Below are 21,913 nucleotides of genomic sequence, written 5' to 3'. Positions count from 1 at the left end.
CATCAGTTGGCTTTTTAAGATGGCTTGGCGAGATGCCAAAGCAAGTCGCGTACGATTACTGTTATTTATGGCCTCGATTATACTAGGCATTGCAGCTGTTGTATCCATTCAATTATTTAGCACTAATCTTAAAGACAATATTCAGCGCCAATCTAAATCCTTAATGGGTGCCGATTATATTATTGATACCAGACAAGTTCCAACAAAGCGCGCCCAAGCGATTATTGACTCCTTAAGACCGGATGCTTCTGAAGTCAATTTTGTTTCTATGATAGCCTTTCCAAAAAATGGAGGTACTAAATTAGTACGCGTTAGAGGTTTAGAAGGCCCCTTTCCTTTTTACGGAAATATTGACACACAACCTACCTCTGCTGCAATAACTTATCAAGACTTAGGTGGAGCTTTAGTTGATGCTACATTATTGCTTCAATTTGATATCAAACCAGGGGATTCCATCAAGGTAGGTGAACTGACACTGCCCATTATTGGAGCCTTAAAATCCATTCCAGGAAGCACGGCAATTTCAACCTCTGTGGCACCACCTATTGTGATTCCATATCGTTTTATCGAAGACACAAAACTCTTGCAATTTGGTAGTCGTAAGGAATACCAATACTTCTACAAAGTAGCAGACACCATAAACTTAGACCGCTTTGAAGATAAGATTGAACCTATGCTAGATGCAGAAAATGCCGATTTGGACACACATACCAGCACAAGCAGACGTCTAGGGAGACGTTATGAAAATGTGGGTAAATTTCTAAATTTGGCTGCGTTTATCGCCTTACTACTGGGTTGTATTGGTATTGCCAGTTCGGTTCATATTTATATTAAAGAAAAACTGAGAGCCATTGCTGTTTTAAAGTGCATGGGAGCATCTCGTCTTCAAAGTTTTCTGATTTTTTTGATTCAGATTTCAGGCATTGGAATTATTGGTGGTTTAATCGGATCTCTTATTGGAGTGGGACTACAAGAACTCTTTCCTTATATCTTAAAAGATTTTCTTCCGTTTAATGTTGAAATTACTATAACTGCGCAGCCCATCTTAATTGGTGTTTGTCTCGGTTTCTTTATGTCGGTTTTGGTTGCATTATTACCGTTGCTTAGAACTTGGTATGTATCGCCATTAGAAGTTTTACGTATCGATGAGAAGCCCACAAAAGAGCCTAAACAAGTGCGTTATATTGTATTTACAATCATTTTAGTTTTTCTATTTTTGTTTTCTTTTTGGTTGCTGAATAATGCCGCCTTTGCTTTTGGTTTTGTAATTGCCACCTTGATAACCTTTTCCGTTTTAGCAAGTATAGCATTGCTTAGCATTAAAGCTATTAGACGTTATTTTCCGCAACGTTGGGGTTTTACAGCGCGTCAAAGTTTACTCAACTTGTTTAGACCAAACAATCAAACTGTGGTATTAGTTGTTGCTATTGGATTGGGTACCTTTTTAATTAGCACCTTGTATTTCACTAAAGATATTTTATTAGCCAAAACTGAAGTTGGCCAGACTGCTGAAAACGCTAATATTATTATATTAGATGTGCAAAGTCAACAGCGTGATGCTGTAGCCCAGAGTATTAAGGCCAATGGCTTAACTATACTTGATAATATCCCGCTCGTTACGATGCGAATGCATAGCATTAAAGACCAATTGGTTAATGATATACGCCAAGATAGCACACGCCAGGTTCGCGGTTGGATATTGAATCACGAATTCAGAACCACCTATCGAGATGCATTAATCGCTTCAGAAGAGCTGCTAGAAGGGGAGTGGACATCAGAATTAAAGTCGGATGATCCGGTCGTAATTTCAATTTCGGATAATTTAGCTGCAGATGCTAAAGTCACGGTTGGCGATGCCATTGTTTTTAATGTACAAGGTGTACTTATGGAAACCAAAGTAGGCAGTATTCGCAAAGTAGATTGGGGACAAATACAGCTTAATTTCTCTATTGTGTTTCCTAAAGGGGTCCTTGAACAAGCGCCTCAGTTCAATGTGCTTACTACTGCAGCACCTGACGAAAAGCGTTCTGCAGACTTGCAGCGCGATTTGGTCGCTCAATTTCCAAATGTTTCTATTATTGATTTACGACAAGTATTTACAATTGTCGAGAATATCTTAGATAAAGTGTCTTGGATAATTAATTTCATGGCCTTCTTTAGCATACTAACTGGTATTATTGTATTGATTGGCTCCGTAAGGACGAGCAAATACCAACGTATAAAAGAAAGTGTATTACTGCGAACACTTGGTGCTAAAAATACTCAGATTTTACAAATTTCAGCTTTTGAATATCTGTTTTTGGGCTTATTGGGTAGTTTAGTTGGAATTTTATTAGCCTTAGTGAGTAGTCTCTGTTTAGCCTTATTTGTTTTTAAAGAACCTTTTTCACCATCATTCATTCCATTTTTAGTGTTTTTACCTGGTATTACACTATTGGTTTTGGGTATAGGCTTAAGCAATATCCGGACTGTAATTAGAAGTTCTCCTTTAGAGGTATTGCGAAGAGAAAGTTAAATCTTTAAAAGGATTTATAGTGTGTCTTTCTTTAGTATAAAACATTGTTGATTCTCAAGGAGCTATTTATTCCATTACCAACCACAGTATCCTTACATTTGCAAAAATTATTTTTATGTCCACACGTTTTTCCGATTTAGGAATTAATGAAGAGCTACAACAAGGTTTAGCTGATTTGCAAATTTCTGTTCCAACAGATATTCAAGAAAAAACCATTCCTGTAGTATTACATCAGAATGAAGATGTGGTCGCACTGGCAAAGACCGGGACCGGGAAAACAGCAGCATTCGGATTGCCTTTACTACAATTGATTGATGTTGATAATACTGATGTACAAGCGGTTATATTAGCACCTACAAGAGAACTCGGACAACAGATTTACACGAATTTAGTGTCTTTTGCTTCGCATATGCCTTCCATATCCATCGCTACAGTTTGTGGTGGAATTCCCATCAAACCTCAAATAGAACGTTTACAAAGCACTACGCATATTGTCGTGGCAACTCCAGGTCGATTGGCCGATCTAGTCAAACGTAACGCCATTAATATTAAAACCATTTCGTATTTCGTTTTAGATGAAGCCGATGAAATGGTAAGTGCTTTAAAGGAAGGACTCGATGCGATAATCAAAGACATTCCAAAAACAAGAAGAACCTTGTTATTTACGGCTACGATGTCTGGTCCTATAAAACAATTGGTACAGAACTATATGTCTAAGCATGTGGTTCAGATTGAAGTTGATATGGCTGCGGTTGGACATCAAGGTTTAGACCATCAATATGTCGTTGTAGAACCGATAGAAAAATTGGATGTATTACTCCATTTCTTAAATTCTAAGGAAGGTCAACGCGGTATTATTTTTTGTAAAACAAAAGCAGCAGTTAATAAATTGGCAAAGAACTTAGCTATTAACAAATTTTCTTCGGGAGCTATCCATGGGAGCTTGACACAAGGCATCCGTGATCGTATTATGGGTCAATTTAGAGAAGGTTATATTGACATTTTAGTGGCTACAGATTTGGCAGCTCGGGGTCTTGATATCAAAGACATTGCCTACGTTATCAATTATCATTTACCTGATACATATGATAATTATGTACATAGAAGTGGTCGAACAGCACGAGCAGGAGCAAAGGGATTAGCCTTAACCATACTTCAGCAGGAAGAAGTTGTTGATATTGCCGATTTTGAAGCTGAATTGGGTATTGTGTTTAAGGTTTATAAAAAAGCCGACACGAAAAGCATAGAAGAAAACAAAGCCTTGCTATGGGCGAAAAAAATATTTAAGACCAAACCCAATCGCACTATTTCTGAAAACTTGCGACAAGACGTCAGAACGGTATTTCATCATTTAACGAAAGAAGAATTGATAGAGAAAGTATTGGCAAATTATTTAGCACAAACACCTTTAGGAGCACCAAAATCGGGAGATTCTAAAAAGAAAAAAAACAATTAAACGATATGGCTAACATCATCAAAGCACAACAAGATATTCTTGAAAAATTAAAGATCTATAGCCTAAACCCGATGCAAGAGGAAGCTTTGGAAGTGATTAAAAACAATGCTAATACCATTCTGCTCTCTCCTACAGGAACCGGAAAGACCTTAGCTTTTTTGCTACCAATACTAGACGAATTAGATCCAGAATGTGCAGAAGTACAAGCGCTAATTATTGTCCCTTCTCGAGAATTGGCGATTCAAATTGAGCACGTTGTTCGTAATATGGGTTCTGGTTATAAAGCCAATGCCATTTATGGAGGTCGCGCGATTTCCAAAGATAAAATAGAACTCAAACATACACCAGCCATTTTAATAGGCACGCCAGGACGATTGGCTGATCATTTTGAACAAGAGCGTTTTACTACAAACCACATTAAAACATTGGTGATTGATGAGTTTGACCTGTCTATTGAAGTTGGTGCAGGAGGAGAGCTAAAAAATATTATGTCTTATTTACCAAATGTATCGAAGCGCATATTAACCTCTGCAACTCAAGGTAATTCGATTCCAGGATATTTAAAAATGGATAGGGCCGTTACTTTAAATTTTCTAAAAGAACAAACAAGTTCAAAACTGATGGTGAAGACGGTGCTATCACCTTCGGAAAACAAACACAACACATTGGTAGATCTTCTATATGTTTTAGAAAATGAGCCTGGCATTGTGTTTTGTAACAAAAAAGAAAGTATTGAAGATTTAAGTCGCTTCTTGGATAAAAAGAAAATTACTCATACTTGTTTTCATGGCGGTATGGAGCAAAGAGACCGCGAACGCGCTTTGATTCAATTAAGAAACGGAAGTGCTTCAGTGCTGATTGCGAGTGATTTAGCCTCGAGAGGTATTGATATTCCAGAGATGTCATATATCATACACTACGAAATACCGAGTGCTTTTCAAGAGTATACGCACAGAAACGGACGAACAGCTAGAGTTAATTCTAAAGGCACCGCATATCTAATCAAAGGAAAAAGAGAGATTTTCCCTGAGTTTATAGAAAAATCAAAAGTAGAAACCATTCCTGTGAATAGTGGCGGTTGGAAACCGCAATTTTGGACGACCTTATTTATTTCTGGAGGTCGTAAAGATAAAATCTCTAAAGGTGATATTGCTGGATTATTTTTTAAACAAGGTCAGATTACTAAAGATCAATTAGGTGTGATTGAATTGAAGCAAGATTGTGCGTTTGTGGCCGTTCCAGCTAGTATTGCAGATGAATTAGTAGGACTACTCAATAACACACGATTGAAAAAGAAAAAGGTGAGAGTGACTTTACTTTAATGCTATGAGTAAAACGACCTTAAACCAATCAAATAGATAAGACAATTGATACTTATAAATTCGCTATTAAGGTTTCCGAAAAATTAAAATTAGGTAACGAAGAAGGTTATAAAAAAAAAAATTGAAAGATTGGAAAAAAACTAATGGCTTTCCTCATTGCTGGCAATGATGATTTAGCAAGTTTAACCTGCTCCTATACTCAAAAAAGCACATCAAAATTGATGTGCTTTTTTTATCCGAAAATACAGTTAGTAAATCCATTAAAAAGCAGTAATTTCGCGCCTCTAAAAATGGCGAGTTATGAAGCGTATAAATGAGTACAAGAAATTATTCGGAGTTGACAAAGACATCGAGCTTAAAGCACTTAAAAAAAGCTATCGAAATCTTGTCAAAGAATGGCATCCCGATAAGTTTCAAGACGGAGACACAAAACAAGAAGAAGCCGAAATACAGAGTCGTCGTATTATAGATGGATATCACTTCTTGGTAAGTATGGCACCAGAAACCAAAGCTGCAAACCTTGAAGCTTATACTGAAACCATTACAAATGGAACTATCGCAGATTACCAGCATAAAGGCTTATTGTTAGAAATCACCTTTACAGACGGTTCTACCTATGAATATTTTGGGGTCAGCAAACAGGTATATCACAAAATGATAAATGCCGGAAATCTCAATCGTTTTGCGAAACGAACCATTTATCCTAAATATACTTACAGAAAGTCTAAACGTGCGCTAGAAGAGGCATAGCAGCTATAAGCCAGCTTATTATTTACAAAATTGATGTAGGTGCTTATGTTTGGTTATGGCATTGAAAAAGAGGTGTTTCTACTGTATTTTTTCAATGGTATTAGTCTATTTAGGTGCAATTGCTATAATCCGGATTCCCCTGTGCACTAAGTTCAACGGCTACAATACTTTAATACTTATTTAAGCACATCTAAATCAAGCTCATTAAAATTATGTGCTGCCTTAACTAAAAGAGTAGACCCAATAGATTCGAATAAATTATTTGTTTTTAGAACAAATTCGGCTTGTTTTTCAATGTTGTAATCGGGTATGCCTACAATGGTTAAATCTGTCGTTTTTGACTCTTCTTCGATGATAGTATAAAACGTTTTTTGTTCCACTGCATTATTGATAATTTTAATAGCCACATTGACGCGTAAATCTTCAACAAGCTTTGAGATTTTACTTTCAATAATAGACACATCGACATTGTTATTATTTACAAAAAGCACTCTAATATTTGGGTTGTTCCATTTTGGAGATGCAATAATGAAACGTGCTATATTGAGCATCATTTCTGCATTTTTACTGTCGGTTTCTCGCCACCATAAATCCACTGTTTTATGATTTCCGAATTTTGACATTCTATCAAAATCTAAGTACAATAAATTATAATCTAAATGCAGCAAGGTTTGCGTCATTTTGGAGTATTCGCCAGAGTCCTCAAGCCCTTTAGGCCAGCCCATCATAATGGTATTAGGTTCAACACCAGAAAACCCAAAAGTTGAGGCTATATTAGTAATCCCGCTGTAAATATTATCCACTTTTATTTGTCTGGCGAAAATGCCAAGATCTTGAAATATGTCATCCCTCACCACCTGATCCGTTTTTTTAAGAGGAGGCTCGGTATTTTCTTTATCTAAAATGAGTTTGAAATTGGTGACAATACCTGTGCGACCAGAAACGGTTTTGCACAGTTCTAATAAATACGATTGGTGATCACTTTTACCACTAAACAGAATGATATTAGGATTCCAATTGGAGTTTTCTTCTACTTGAGCATCAATTTTTTTAAGGCCTTTATTCACTACATTTTCCCAAACACTTTTCCATACATCGTTAGACTGTAATTTTACTTCCTTTCGTTGCAGTCCAAAATACATGGCACTTATAACCGCTAAAGCAGCGATCATAGCCATGGTATCTAATTTAAACATCACCGCAAAACAGGCCACAAATCCAATTAAACCAATCCATCGCTTGACTTTAAAAGTCGGTTGAAAGTCAGGGTTTGCCCAGCTTTCAAGAAAAAACAAAATATTTATAAACCCATAAGCGGTTAAATAAAACATAGACACCACACGTGCTATAATATCTAATTCCCCAATAAGAATCCCGATTTCAGCAATAATAAAAGCCAAAAATAAGGCATTCACAGGTTCATTATTTACACCTTTACCTTTTCTAAAAATTTTGGGTGTGACTTTATCAATAGACATGGCTTGTAAAATTCTAGGACCGCCAAGAATACCACCTAAAGCCGATGATAATGTGGCGCCCCAAATTCCTGCTACAACAGCAGGGGCAAAGAGGGCCATTTTCATTAAGATATTATAATCTGTTTTAAGAGATTCAGAATCGATGGAATAGGCCATAAAAACAGCCAGCACGATATAGACTAAAAGACCAACACCAATTGCGTATAAGGTCCCACGAGGAATAGAACGTTTGGGATCTTCTAAATCACCACTCATGGCAATTCCAGCCGTAAAACCTGTAACGGCAGGAAAAAATACGGCGAATACTACTTCTAAAGGAACCGCATTTTCAGCGGTAAATAAGTTGACTGTGGTGGGGGCAAATTCTCTAGAGCCCAGAAATATGGATATCAGTGAAACCACAATAGCTGCCAGGATAATAAACTGTGTTTTAAGGGCTACCGAAGTACTGATGAGCGCTAAAGCTGTAAGTGCAAAAAGGGCAATAGTTCCCGTGAGTCGTAAGTCATTTATAGAGGTTCCAAAGCCGAAATAGGCATTAAAGCTTTCGGCAAAACCAATTAAATACAAAGCGATAGAAAAAGCTGTTCCAACAAATAGTGCAATACCAATGGAGCCTCCAATAGGCACACCCATACTTCTGGAGAGGACATAATAAATACCACCAGCACCAATTTTTTTATCTGTAGCCACAGACGACACACTTAAACCTGTAGAGACTGAAATCACATGGGCAATCAAGATGATAACAATAGCACCAATAAGGCCAGCATTACCAACAACCCAACCTAAACGCATATACATAATAACCCCAAGAATGGTTAAAATAGAAGGTGTAAAGACACCAGCGAAGGTTCCAAATTTTCTTTTTTGTGGCATTACTGCGGTTTTATTTTTTTTGAAGAAAACACGAGGAAGTGAATATAGCTATTCTTTTTATAATAGAATAACTGACGGTATTGGAATTAAAACTATTATAGTTTTAAAAAAAAATGACTAACAAAATCTCCAATATGCTATAATTTTAATAACAGTTAAAAGCTAGCTTTTTAAATACGCTGGCAAGTGGCTTTAATCCCGAAAGCTTTCGGGAAAGCGTTGGCAGCGGCAAATGTGACATTTCAAGTTTTAAATGAATAGTACTATTTTATTCATCACATTCACGAACACAACTTTCTCAAATATTAAAGTTGTGAGTAATTTTACATAACGTCAAATTATAGTTACATTTTAATTTCCTAAATGCTAATCGCTGAGAAATACAAAGTATTCACGAACTCAAAAATTTAAAATAGAAATGCGTGAGTAAATGCAAACAACGCTGCGAAGCAAACCGCTTAATAGTTTAATTGCCCAAAGTTCTGTAGTTTCTTTAGAAGACAAATGTTTCTGGGGTATTTTACATAGTATAGTATTATAGCTTACGAATGTTAACAAACATCATCACATAAAATAGCTGTTACATAATTACTATCGATATGAACCTAAAGGCGTCATATCTGCAACTATGTAAAATAGAACTCAAAAGTTCTATTCGCTATTTTACTCACATTGATACATTTGTACTATAATTTATATTATGTAAAATAGAAATTGTAGAAGTATATTGACAACCCCTCTACGCCGTGTATCAACCTTAAATCATATACGTCTTTGTTTTTATTTCATAACAACCTCAAAATATCTTATATCTAAAATTTTGCTAAACTGAGACTATTTAGCAATTTATCAGAATTTGGTTAACTTTATACTCTAACCAATTCAATTCTAATAATGAAGAGTCTTTTCCGTATTTTTTGCACATTCATGCTATCCCTTTCTATAACTTTTACAATTTCGGGTCAAGAGAAAGACGCAGATGAAAATCCATTTAATAGTCTTGAGCTGCGAAGTATCGGTCCTGCTTTTATGAGCGGACGTATCGCTGATATTGTTATTCATCCAAATAACGAAAACATATGGTATGTTGCAGTTGGCTCTGGTGGTGTGTGGAAAACTATAAATTCTGGTACGACATGGACACCTATATTCGATAAGGAAAGCTCCTACTCTATTGGCACAGTTTCTATAGATCCCAACCAACCAGAAACCATTTGGGTTGGTACAGGTGAAGATGTTGGAGGACGTCATGTTGGATTTGGTGATGGCGTTTATCGAAGTGATAATGGAGGACAATCTTGGACCAATATGGGTCTTAAAAACACACAACATATTTCTCGTGTTATTGTGCACCCAGAAAATAGCAGTGTTGTATGGGTAGCTGCTCAAGGACCACTATGGAATAAAGGTGGACAGCGTGGTTTATACAAAACAACAGATGGCGGTAAAACATGGAAAAAAACACTGGGTGATGATGCGTGGACAGGTGTAACAGAGTTAGTGTACGACCCAACAAATCCAGATCGAATGTATGCCGCGACTTGGCAACGTCATAGAACGGTGGCCGCTTATATAGGTAATGGTCCTGGTACTGCTTTACATCGTAGTGATGATGGCGGTGAGACTTGGGAAAAACTAACCTATGGTTTACCTAAAACGGCAATGGGCAAAACAGGCTTAGCGATTTCACCACATAATCCAGAGGTATTGTATGCTGCTATTGAGTTGGATCGCAGACAAGGTGCTGTGTACCGTTCTAATGACGGTGGAAGTTCTTGGTCTAAACAATCGAATACTATTTCTGGTGGTACTGGACCGCATTATTATCAAGAATTATATGCGTCACCACACCACAAAGATCGCTTATATCTTATGGATAATACCATGCAAATTTCTGAAGATGGTGGAAAGACTTTTTATAGAATGAATAATAAAAATAAGCATGGCGATAATCATGCAATAGCTTTCAGAAAACACGATCCTAATTATTTGCTCGTCGGAACCGATGGTGGATTATATGAATCTTTCGATCTAACTAAATCATGGAAATATATTGAGAATTTACCTGTGACACAGTTTTATAAATTAGCTGTAGATGACGCAGCTCCTTTTTACAATATTTATGGTGGCACACAAGACAATAGTACTGAAAGAGGACCATCACGTACAGACAATCTTCATGGGATACAGAATAGTGATTGGAGCGTGGTTCTTAATTGGGATGGTCACCAACCGGCTACCGAACCAGGAAACCCAAATATTGTTTATGCAGAACGTCAAGAAGGTACATTGTCACGATTAGATATGAAAACTGGCGAGGCTATAGATATACAACCACAACCAGATGAAGGTGATGCCATACAACGGTATAATTGGGATGCACCAATATTAGTTAGTCCGCACAAACCATCCACTATTTACTTTGCGTCACAACGGGTTTGGAAATCTGAAAACCGAGGTGATTCATGGACGGCAATTTCTAAAGATTTAACCAAAAACGAAGAGCGTATTACTTTACCTATAATGGGCAAACAACAGTCTTGGGACAATGCTTGGGATGTATATGCCATGTCTAATTATAATACCATAACGTCATTGTCAGAATCACCAAAAAAACAAGGTTTACTTTATGCAGGTACTGATGATGGATTAATTAATATTACCGAGGATGGTGGTGCTAATTGGAGACAAATAAAAGTAAATCAATTGCCTGGTGTGCCCTCAACAGCATTTGTGAATGATATTAAAGCAGATTTACATGATGCCAATACGGTTTATGTAGCTTTAGATAATCATAAATATGGTGATTTTAAACCTTATCTATACAAGAGTACTGATAAAGGGAAATCTTGGGAATCTTTAACTGCATCCATTCCAGAGCGTCATTTGGTGTGGCGACTAGTCCAAGATCATGTGGCACCAAACCTCTTATTTATAGGGACTGAATTTGGTTTATTCTTTTCAGTTAATGGTGGAAAACAATGGACAGCATTAAAAGGAAATGTGCCAACGATTTCGTTTAGAGATTTAGCCATACAAAAACGTGAAAATGATATGGTGGCTGCGTCTTTTGGTCGTGGGTTTTATATACTCGATGACTATTCTGCCTTAAGAGAAGCTTCTCAAAACGATTTAAATGCAGAAGCGAAGTTATTTCCGGTACGTGATGCATGGTGGTATATACAGCGCTCTCAACTAAGTTTTGAACCGAATAAGGGAAGTCAAGGTGATTCGCATTTTGTAGCTCCTAATCCTGATTTTGGAGCACTACTCACCTATTACCTTAAAGATGTTCCAGTCTTAAAAAAAGAACAGCGTAAAAAGAAAGAAGCAAAGATTAAAACTCAGAATATTCCATTTTCAGGTTGGCAAGCTTTAGAAGACGAAAAATTAGAGCAAAAGCCTCAACTGATTTTTGTAATTAAAAACCAAGTCGGTGAAGTGATACGTAATATATTTAAAGACCCTAAGTCTGGAGTTAATAGAACGGCTTGGGATTTGCGATATCCGAGTCCAAACCCGATTGCATTAAACGAAACAACAGTTTCAGAAGATTTTGGTGAACCAAAAGGATTGTTAGCGCCTCCAGGAACTTACAGTGTTGCGATGTATTTGTCTCATAACGGTGCTGTAAAACAAATGGATGCACCAGTAGCATTTAATGTAAAACCACTTTACAAAAATACACTTGAAGGGTCTTCTCCAGAAGTTGCATCAGCTTTTTGGCGCAGTTTTGAGACCGTATCACGCAAATCATTTGAAATTGATAGGTCTATAATAAAAGCTGAGAAAAAGACCGTAGCATTTCACAAAGCATTGATGAGCAGTACCGCTAATACAGAAACTGGTTTAAAGCAATTAAATAAGATAAGAGATCAAATCAATACTTTAAAATCCGATTATTATGGCAATCAGGCCAAATTAGAAATTGGTGAAAAGAATCCACCATCTGTTAGCGATAAGATGTTTACGATTTATTTAAGTTTAGAGCGCTCTACCTATGGACCAACCGAGACTAACAAAACGCAAATGCAGATTATTAATAGTATGCTTAATAAAGCTGAAAATGAGTTGAAAGCAATTGAGGATGCTATGGATAAATTAGAAGCCTTGTTAAAAACTTCTGGCGCACCATATATTGATGATTAATTAAATACCATTTTACAAACATCTAAGACTATACAGTTTTTAAATAGGGTTATATCTGATGTATTATGACATTCACGCTATTTACGGTGTATCCTAATGCTATCATCTACAGGATGATCCTATTTGAATAGTCTTACGGTGCATTCAAATTTCTTTTCTTCATTTTATAGCTCACAATGAAAAGAATTCCTGCGATGATAAATGGCACTGTAATCATAAGAATAATCAAAAGACTCATCCAAACAGATTGATTCATGTTGTAATTATGGATAAAAATAAATGGACTACATCCAATCCCAATGACTATAAATATGATTCCACCAATAAACTCCCGTTTCCACGCAATAATAAGAAGAATGGTTAAAACATAAGACGGAATGAGATGGATGAAAAAATCACCAATCTGCTGCCAGGTTGTTTTTTCAGGGTTAAAAGCATCGAGTGCAAAAATACTGACAAATAGTATGGCCAGAATACAAATGATTCTTGGTGTCCAATGAATTAATTTATGACTAGCTTTCATTAGTTTGCGTTTAAATCACATAAATTATCTCAATTTTGCCGTAACGCTTTCACATGCGAAAAAATGGATACGCCATTAATTATCGCTTCTACTTCTGTATCCAGCATTTTAATGCCTTTAACATCATTAACCTTACCATCTGGAGAGATTGCTATAATATTATACGAGACATCGTTTTTGGTAATGGCTCTAATATGTATAATATTTCCAGATTTACTCACGCCTTTCACATCTAAAATATCACCTTCTTTGGTGATGGCTTTAATATCTATTAAGGTCCCATCACTGTTAATGCATTTTAGCGGATAATAGCGGTCGTCTCCTTTAACAATAAGTTTGACAGGTAGTCGCTTGCCGTTCACAATTACCTTCACATTAAGAACACTGATGTCATCAGAATTTTGAATGGCTTTCACGTCATAAATGGTACCGTCTTTAGCGATAGCCTTAATTTTTAAAAGCTCTGCCTCTGGTCGGTACGCCTTCACATCCCAATGGATGTCTGGCGGTAATTCGGTTTCGGGTTTGTTAGGATTGGTACGTTCAGTCTCTTCAACTTGAGCATTTCCGAAGAAACATCCAAAGAGTAATAGCACAAATAGGTTCATTCGTACTGACGATTTGCGCAGTGGCATCAAGGTTTTCATCTGTTAGCATTTAGTCTACTAAAGATATCGATAATCTTTAAGGCATAATATGATAAAAGTCACATCTGATTTGTAATTATCTTAGTTTATATGTTGCTGAAGATATCGAGAAGGGAGAATTCCGTATTTATTAAGAAAACAACTAGAGAAATAAGCGGCACTATTAAAGCCAGATTCAAAGGCAATTTCGGAAATATTGCCATGCTGACTATGCAGTAACTGAAGGGCTTTATGCAGTCTAAATTCTCGTAAAAACCGATTAGGAGACTGCCCTGTCAATGCCATAATTTTTCGATATAACTGGGATTTGCTATAGCCTAATGATGTGCTGAATTGCGACATATTGAAATCCGGTTTATTCCAGATGTGTTCAATGAAATCCATTAATTGGGTTAGGAATTTTTCATCTTTTAGAGGCAATACATGAATGATGTCTTTGTCTATAGACGCATTTCTGTTTTCACTTTCGTACAAGGCATTAACTTCTGAAGTGATTACGAAAGATTCCTTTGAGATTTCGCACATTCGTGTGGCTAAAGTAATGGCCTCCTCAAATATATTAGGCTTATCGGTGACTGGAATTCCTGAACTTAAGGCAATATTAAGACGTCGAATGTTCGGATCAAATTTTGGCGTGACATACTTGAATTTATATTGTATCTCATTGGCGCAGAGGACTGCGTCAGTAACAGACTGAAACGAAACTAAATAAGAGTAATTATTCTTTTTAACAATACGTCCTGTATAGGTCTTTATGATTTTAGTGGTACTATTATGAAATTTTTGCGTAAAAATGGTGAGTTGATCTGACTCTAGTCGGTTTAAATAATTACTAATTTCAACCACCATGAGAACCCGAAACGCTGGATCATTTATAATGTTTAATTCTGTATTATTGGATTTCTCGGGATCTTCTATACGTCCTAGAAAGGATTCTACAATAGTTGAATTTACTTCAATAATTCGCCTAGGCACGGCACCATGAGCATTTTTATGCAACGCAATAACTGCTTCTTTATTAGGCGCATCAATAAGACAGAATACCGCTTTACGTTCCTCATCACACCAATAGGTCAATCTGCTACAATTATATTTATGTTCAATATTTAAATCGGCCTGATGCATTTCTGCAACATGTGCTGCAGTAATCCCATCTGTCAAGTCGTGAAAATCCATGAATATAGCCATCTTCTTATTTTTCAACAAGTTAAACAAAAAAACAATCCTTAGCTCTAAAAGGTACTGTACAGGCTATCGTATAACGCCTTTCAATTAGGCTTTCAATGATTTCATATCAATGACAAAACGATATTTTACATCGCTTTTTAGCATGCGTTCGTAAGCCGTATTAATATCTTGCATATTGATGACTTCAACATCGGATGTAATATTATGTTTTCCGCAGAAATCTAATAGCTCTTGAGTTTCAGCTATGCCGCCAATTAATGATCCGGCGACACTTTTACGACCCATAATCATTGGTACTGTTACCAACGGTGGATCTAAAGGTCCTAAATAGCCTAAAACTACTAAGGTGCCATTGGTGTTTAATGTTCCAATATACGGATTGAAATCATGCTCATAAGGAACAGTATCAAGTATGAGATCAAAATGCCCCATTACACTATTCATTTGATCTTCGTCTGTAGAAATGATTACCTGATCAGCACCTAAATCTTTAGCATCCTGAATTTTATTGGTAGATCTAGAGAATAAGGTGACATGAGCGCCTAAGGCATGAGCTAATTTAATTGCCATATGTCCTAATCCGCCTAAACCAACGACAGCCACTTTACTGTCTTTACCTACATTCCAATGACGCAATGGTGACCAAGTCGTAATACCTGCACAAAGCACTGGAGCTATACCCGCTAAATCTAAGTTTTCAGGTACATTTAAAACAAAAGCTTCGTCAACGACTATGGTTTCAGAGTATCCTCCATGAGTGGTTGTATCTAAATGCTTATCATAACCACCGTAGGTACCTACCCATTCCGGACAGTATTGTTCTAAATCATTTTTACAATTATTACAAGATTTACACGAATCAACTAAACAGCCTACAGCAACGATATCGCCAACTTTATAAGCGCTTACACCGTTTCCAACATTCGTGACCCTTCCAACGATTTCATGACCAGGCACCACAGGGTACTGCGTCATTCCCCAGTCATTGCGTGCGAAATGTAAATCGGAATGGCATACACCACAAAATAGGATATCGATCTCCACATCTTTTGCAGTGACTGTTCTTCTATTAATATCTAATGGTTTTAAATCAGCATCTGCCGATTCGGTTCCGTATGCTTTAACACGTGTTGTATTCATTGTTTTTAGATTTTAAGATTCGTATAATTACCAACAAAAAGTCATTTGATGTTGTTGTGATCTACATGACCGTTTTTCTTCGTTTTATAAAAATACGAAAACATACTATAAAACTCGAGCTACTTTTTACTTTGATTATAAACAGAATACATATGAGCACAAAAAAACCATCAATACAGATGGTTTTTTTATGATTTATAGGGTTTGTTGTGTCTATGACATCAAACGGACGTTAGTCGCGCTCAAGCCTTTCTCACCTTTCTCTACGTCAAATGTAACTTGATCGTTTTCTCTAATCTCATCAATAAGATTTGTTGAATGTACAAAGACATCTTCTTCAGTATCTTTAATGTTAATAAAACCAAATCCTTTGGAGTTATTGAAAAATTTTACAGTACCTTCTTTCATGTTGTTTACTTTATTTGTGTTCATTAATTTATTTATAAATTGCTTAATCATAATGTTTGTGTTTGTGTGTTATCTTAATGGTCATGCCGCCATACTTAGATTGTCTTTTTTTCCTAAAGATCGCAACATTTTTGTGTGATCTTTAATAGCATGATATAGTGATTTTTTAACATGGTAGGGCATCCCATATTCTTGTGCTGTGTCTGACACAATTTTTGTTAGTTTTTTATAATGTACGTGACACACATCTGGTAGTACATGATGCTCAACCTGATAGTTCAATCCTCCTATGAACCAAAATAACAATTTACTATTAGGTGAAAAATTAGTGGTCGTTTCAAATTGATGGCCATACCAATTATTGTTCATTTGTCCTTGAGCATCAGGCAATGGAAACGTGTTAACTGGCATAATATGAGCTATCTGAAAAATGATACTTACCAGAAGTCCGGTAACAAAATGCATACTTAAAAACGCCAATAAGACAACCCACCAAGAAAATGGTACCATTATCATTGGTAGTATAAGTGCATAGGAAAAATAAAATAGTTTCCATGCTGTCATACTTATGAGTGCATTTCTATATTCGTTTTTTTTGTCTAAAAACCCCATGTTTTTATAGCGTTTGACACGAACAAAATCTTTAGTGGTAATCCAAGATAAGGTCGAAATCCCATAGAAGAACCAAATATAAATATGTTGGAATTGGTGCAGCCAATAATGTTTTGCATGTGGAGAAAATCGTAAAAAGAATGGTGCATTTAAATCGTCATCAGCATGATCTATATTAGTATAAGTATGGTGTAGTACATTGTGCTGAATCTTCCAAACGGTAGCATTAGCACCAATGAGATTAAAGGTGTATCCTAAAAACGTGTTGATGTTTTTGTGTTTTGAGTACGATCCATGAATCGCGTCATGCATTACTCCCATTCCAATTCCTGACATGCCTAATCCGCTTAAGATATACAATGAAAAAAGTAACCAAACAGAATTAACAATACCCGAGGATAGAATTAATAAAGGAATGAAAAATAGAGATACCATAATAATGGTTTTAACCACCATGGTGCTATTGGCATTTCTACTTGTATTATGGGTTTTAAAATAGGTGTTTACGCGACTTCTTAAAGTTTTTGAAAAGTCTGAATTTATGTCTCTTGAAAATTTTGGATTATCGATGCTTTTATTTTTTATTGATTTGGACTGCTTCAAAACCAAGTATCGTATCTCTTACTCAAAGTCTAGCTTCAGGCCAAACCTTATACTTTTGTATTGAAGTTTTGTGACGCAACAGTCTACTTTGACTGCAGGACGTCTATTAAAAAAATGAAGAAAGCGATGAGATTAATTAAGATGGTAAGAAATAAAAAAAAGAAAAGCTGTCTAAATAATTAACAGTGCAAATGTAGGTTAAAATAACATTGCATACTAATAAAATATGTTAAATATATGATAATCAATATCTTACATCTTATTTAGCCTATCAGTTTTTGAGCCTTTCCTAATGAGAAATTACTAAGTACAATCATTAAAGCTACCACATATAACCACCAAGTTTGATCGAGATTTAAGGAGTAACTAGTCAATAATAGCAGCATCCCAGCAGCATATAAAATCATATTAGGCCAAGATTTATTTAAATAATGTTTCCGCAGTAAAAAAAAGCTGCCGAGTAAAAAGACAGCAAGAATAATATATTTCCAACTGGATGAATAACCCACCTGCTCCAATCCGAAAAAGCTTAACAATGAGGCATAGGCTGCCCAACATACAGGACACTTAGGAAATAAAAAAAACAAAACACCCGTGCAAATGTTTAAAGCGCTCATCTTTTTGTTCCCTTTTTTAGAAGGAACAGCTTTTGGTGGTGCACTACAGCAACAGGATGTTTGTGTTTTATTTTCCATAACTATTGTATTATTGGTTGTCCTGAGCACTTGGTTTTGGAATACCCTGCTCCCATTTTGCGCTTTTTAACAACCAGCTAAAGTCACCTGATAATTGAGTGCCTGGAACAAACGAATTGTTTTCGGCATCATAAGAGGTATATAAATAAGCACTAGAATGACAACCCATACAACTTTCGGTACCAAAAATGGTCATATCAGACTGCGAGTTTTCCATAAGTCCGGCAATTTGATTGCCCTTTTGGAAAAAAGTCTCCATAGATATATTGGTTAAAAATGTAAGATTAGGATTCCCTCCTGGTTTGTTAACCACACTCTCTGGAATATGATACTCACTCGCAGTACTCATCGCAGGTGCAGCATCTTGATCGAGAGGATATTGCGTATCAATTAATTGATAATACTGCCATACACTTCCCTCTTGCACGAAATAGTCTCGCATGAGTTCATTAATCGTCTTCACACGAACTGGAATATCTACCATTCGCTTCGATTGGGTTTTCATGACAGGTTCGTCAGCATAATATTTTCCAGTTTTATCTCCTGAAATGGTCCAATAATCACCGTGTTCACCTGTATTAAACGTATAAGTGGTATTGTTTTTAGAGACGTCAATATTCACCGGACAAATTTCACATTCGGGATCGGTAAGTGTTGGGTGAATAATTGTTTTTTCTCCAAAGCGTTCGGTGGTATTTTGCTCTAAGTTGTCAATATGCTCAAAAGTAGACCAAACCCATTGTTTACCCGTTGGTGTTTTCTGACTAATATGTATGCCAATTAATCCTAATGGAACTGGTTGCGCTGATTCGATAGAATCAGTGACTATATAGCCCTCATCAACAAAATAGCGCTCTTTGATATCATTCTCTCCTAATATTTTCCATGCCAGTTTGATTTCAGTAGCACCAACAATATTCTTCTGATAGTCGCCTTTAGGGAAATTTGCTACGGGATTAGTTTTAACAAATTCTAATTGTCCGTTGACATTATATAGTTTGTTCTCAACCACATAATCAAATTCTTCTTTATTCATTAATACTTCATAAACCACAACATTACCATTTTGATCAAATAACTCTCCAGCAAAAGCTTGTTCGGTTTCATTCGCAATATTGATATTAGACATATTGGTAGCCGATGTATTTGATAATACCAGTCGAGCGCTGCTGTCACTTATCGCTGCATTATCAATACCTAATCCGGTATTTGTTCGCGGGCTATCCCATGGTGCTGGTGTTTTCCCATCAGCACGATAGACTTGAAAAGCCTCTTTCCAATTAATCCAAGCAGGATCACCTTCATCTGTAAACTCTGGCTGCGGTTGTCCCTCACTATTTTGGGGCCAATTAATGGCGACAAGAGCTTGCCAACTATAGAGGTTAAATGCTTCATTAAGTTGGTATATATCTCCTATATCTTTTAATGCCTTCTGTAAAACAGGGTCGACATCTATAGGTAAATTTGGTGTAAATACTACTGGAGGTGCTATAGCGACATAATCATTAGACTCATCTTTACAAGAGGTGCTCAGAATAATTAAGCTAAAAAAGACTGCAGCTCTGCTAAGTGCTTTATAGTTATAATGCATGTTGATAGGTTTGACGATGCGTATCATAGTTTGAGTTTTATAGTTATACTGGTTTTTTAATCCATTCTCTAACGCGACAAAAAAGCGATAATAAAGAGTTGCGAATCTTGCTATAGTCTGTTATTCGTTGCGCAATAATAAACGGACATTAATAGTAGGTTTGTCCATTAATTTATGTGGAAAACGATCACCAAATGGTTCATGGTTATTAGGTTCTATCCAAGTTTCTAATTTTCCGGTTTTCACCTGTTCTAGAGGCAGTTTAAAGTCAAAATGTACAATTGGATTATCAATACAATTCGGACATTTATCAACTTCTGAAGGTTGAAAGAATGCTTTAGACGCGATAATCTTTCCATCTTTAAGCAAATGAACACTAAAACTACCTGGTATTTTTACACGATTAACACCCTTAACGCGGACATTAACCATATCGGTATCGATGTGAAATTTTTCTGATGCCGATACTGAGCCTCGTTGTTTTTTAGCGAATGCAGTCATAGCGAGTTTTTTGGTTTTATCATCAAGAGGATCAGCATAATCTACATCGAGATTCTGAACAGAGTCAATGATTGTAGTGGTATTTAAAAAGGGTGCTGCCTCTGTAAATGGTGCTAATCGTTCCAGTGCTGAAACCGTAAAATAGTTTCTACTCGATACTGATGTGATGGTTGATAGTAAACCGTTCGTATCAGTGGCATGCATTTTATTTTGCCATTCCCATAACATGCGATCTATATTACAATGATAGAACCAGAAAATAGGATCAAAAGCTGCAACTTCTTGATTTCCCATGGTCGGACCGATAGAACCATGTCCACCATCATGTGCACTTATAGACGTATCATTTGTAGCATTATCAAATGCTCTTCCACCATGATAATCTTCCCAATCAGTTTGAGATAGTGCGCGTTTGAAATCTTCAATGACACTGTATTGCTTTAATTTTTCATTAATGACATCAAGAGTATTGCGCGATGTTTGATAGCCTTCAGGATAAGATGCACTCAATTTTTTTGGTAATGTATAACTATCAAAAGGCGCTTCGTTCAAAATATCTGGAAAATCAGAATAAATATCCCAGTATGGTAAAGTCACATCTTCGCAGCCATCAACCTTTCGTAATGCATTTTCAAATGCGACGAGATAAGCACGATGCCAAGGATTATATGGCGGAATGTGATGCATACAATAGGCTTCCGGTAAACCGTGATATCCGGCCAGCTTAAAATAACTATTAGGATTGTCCATGTCTAAAGCCATGAGTCCTGAAAACGCTTTCTTAAGCTTGCTTACTTCAGTAATTGTTAAGCTATTTACATCTTTTCTAATACGTGATGCCTGAGTCTCTTGGCGCTTCAACATAGATAAAGGTGCTGTTTTAGGAGGAGTGCCTTTAGGATAATCACTTTTCATCCACTCTAAGAATAAATTGGCTTGTTGATCATTCCAAGGGTTTCCAGGAGGCATATTCTTTGATGCTACTTGACCATAAATATCAGGAGCGTGATTTTTTACAGCATCATAATCGTTTAAGTGAATACCATGTGGTGCCATATGGGCAATGTCGGTTGGTGTAAATAAGTCTCTAATGCCACCATACCAAGTTGGTTCTGTGTTTGAAGTGCTCATAATGTATTTAAAAATTTAAAGTTCTTGATTATATACGTTGTGTTGAACTCAAATGTAAATACATATCTTCATTTCTTTAAGCGTGAAAATACCTGCTTTTGAAATTGGGTAATAGTATTTTATTGTTTTATTAAAACTCAAATATCAGTCAATTTTATATTTTTTTATATCATTGATATAATGAACTTTATAAATATTTATGTGATGTAATTATTTAACTTTAAATAAACATTACATCGCCAATTCCAAATGTGAATTTAAAAACAGGAAGCGTGAAAAAACATCCATTAATAAAACCAAAAAATCCACTGCATAGAGACAACAG

General features: G+C 36.2%; 15 protein-coding genes. 5 read left to right on the top strand and 10 right to left on the bottom strand.

What is annotated here, in order from left to right; genetic code table 11:
- Positions 1–19: 19 nt before the first annotated feature.
- The 4 genes from BLT57_RS09700 to BLT57_RS09685 all read left to right on the top strand — a co-directional run bounded on the left by BLT57_RS09700 (position 20) and on the right by BLT57_RS09685 (position 6,043).
- Entirely contained in the window at positions 20–2,515 is a 2,496-nt protein-coding gene (locus tag BLT57_RS09700) for an ABC transporter permease (RefSeq protein WP_091425278.1), read from the top strand.
- Between the two features lie 115 nt (positions 2,516–2,630).
- A complete protein-coding gene (locus tag BLT57_RS09695; RefSeq protein ID WP_091425275.1) occupies positions 2,631–3,971 on the top strand; it encodes a DEAD/DEAH box helicase in 1,341 nt (446 codons plus the stop codon).
- Between the two features lie 5 nt (positions 3,972–3,976).
- Complete coding sequence (locus BLT57_RS09690; RefSeq protein ID WP_091425273.1) at positions 3,977–5,293, top strand: DEAD/DEAH box helicase; 1,317 nt, start codon at positions 3,977–3,979, stop codon at positions 5,291–5,293.
- A gap of 300 nt (positions 5,294–5,593) precedes the next feature.
- Positions 5,594–6,043: a KTSC domain-containing protein gene (locus tag BLT57_RS09685; RefSeq protein ID WP_091425271.1), complete on the top strand. Its 450-nt coding sequence runs from the start codon at positions 5,594–5,596 to the stop codon at positions 6,041–6,043.
- Between the two features lie 176 nt (positions 6,044–6,219).
- On the opposite strand, the gene BLT57_RS09680 is transcribed toward BLT57_RS09685, so the two are convergent.
- Positions 6,220–8,400: an amino acid permease gene (locus BLT57_RS09680; protein WP_091425269.1), complete on the bottom strand. Its 2,181-nt coding sequence runs from the start codon at positions 8,398–8,400 to the stop codon at positions 6,220–6,222.
- A gap of 894 nt (positions 8,401–9,294) precedes the next feature.
- Between BLT57_RS09680 and BLT57_RS09675 the strand changes: the two genes are divergently transcribed.
- Entirely contained in the window at positions 9,295–12,549 is a 3,255-nt protein-coding gene (locus tag BLT57_RS09675; RefSeq protein ID WP_231928677.1) for a glycosyl hydrolase, read from the top strand.
- Positions 12,550–12,682: 133 nt separating this feature from the next.
- Here BLT57_RS09675 and BLT57_RS09670 read toward each other — a convergent pair whose 3' ends face one another.
- The 9 genes from BLT57_RS09670 to BLT57_RS09630 form a co-directional block, all read right to left on the bottom strand.
- On the bottom strand, positions 12,683–13,072 hold the full coding sequence (locus BLT57_RS09670) for a hypothetical protein (protein WP_091425266.1): 390 nt from the start codon (positions 13,070–13,072) through the stop codon (positions 12,683–12,685).
- Between the two features lie 29 nt (positions 13,073–13,101).
- Positions 13,102–13,719 (bottom strand): hypothetical protein, encoded by a 618-nt coding sequence (locus tag BLT57_RS09665; protein WP_091425265.1) that lies wholly within the window; start codon positions 13,717–13,719, stop codon positions 13,102–13,104.
- Positions 13,720–13,800: 81 nt separating this feature from the next.
- Positions 13,801–14,907 (bottom strand): nickel-binding protein, encoded by a 1,107-nt coding sequence (locus BLT57_RS09660; RefSeq protein ID WP_091425264.1) that lies wholly within the window; start codon positions 14,905–14,907, stop codon positions 13,801–13,803.
- An 84-nt stretch (positions 14,908–14,991) separates the two neighbouring features.
- Positions 14,992–16,047, bottom strand: a complete 1,056-nt coding sequence (locus BLT57_RS09655; RefSeq protein ID WP_091425263.1) for an NAD(P)-dependent alcohol dehydrogenase — start codon at positions 16,045–16,047, stop codon at positions 14,992–14,994.
- 213 nt (positions 16,048–16,260) lie between these two features.
- On the bottom strand, positions 16,261–16,479 hold the full coding sequence (locus tag BLT57_RS09650; protein WP_369825359.1) for a cold-shock protein: 219 nt from the start codon (positions 16,477–16,479) through the stop codon (positions 16,261–16,263).
- Between the two features lie 57 nt (positions 16,480–16,536).
- Positions 16,537–17,670 carry a fatty acid desaturase gene (locus tag BLT57_RS09645; protein WP_369825358.1) on the bottom strand — a complete coding sequence of 378 codons (1,134 nt, stop codon included), beginning with the start codon at positions 17,668–17,670 and terminating at the stop codon, positions 16,537–16,539.
- 263 nt (positions 17,671–17,933) lie between these two features.
- Positions 17,934–18,365 (bottom strand): hypothetical protein, encoded by a 432-nt coding sequence (locus tag BLT57_RS09640; protein WP_091425262.1) that lies wholly within the window; start codon positions 18,363–18,365, stop codon positions 17,934–17,936.
- Positions 18,366–18,375: 10 nt separating this feature from the next.
- Positions 18,376–19,983, bottom strand: a complete 1,608-nt coding sequence (locus BLT57_RS09635) for a hypothetical protein (protein ID WP_091425261.1) — start codon at positions 19,981–19,983, stop codon at positions 18,376–18,378.
- A 93-nt stretch (positions 19,984–20,076) separates the two neighbouring features.
- Complete coding sequence (locus BLT57_RS09630; RefSeq protein WP_091425260.1) at positions 20,077–21,588, bottom strand: tyrosinase family protein; 1,512 nt, start codon at positions 21,586–21,588, stop codon at positions 20,077–20,079.
- Positions 21,589–21,913: the final 325 nt, after the last annotated feature.

Source organism: Formosa sp. Hel1_31_208 (assembly GCF_900104785.1).
Lineage (GTDB): Bacteria > Bacteroidota > Bacteroidia > Flavobacteriales > Flavobacteriaceae > Psychroserpens.
The sequence above is the reverse complement of the archived record's forward strand: the minus strand, read 5'-3'. Positions and strand labels throughout refer to the sequence as shown.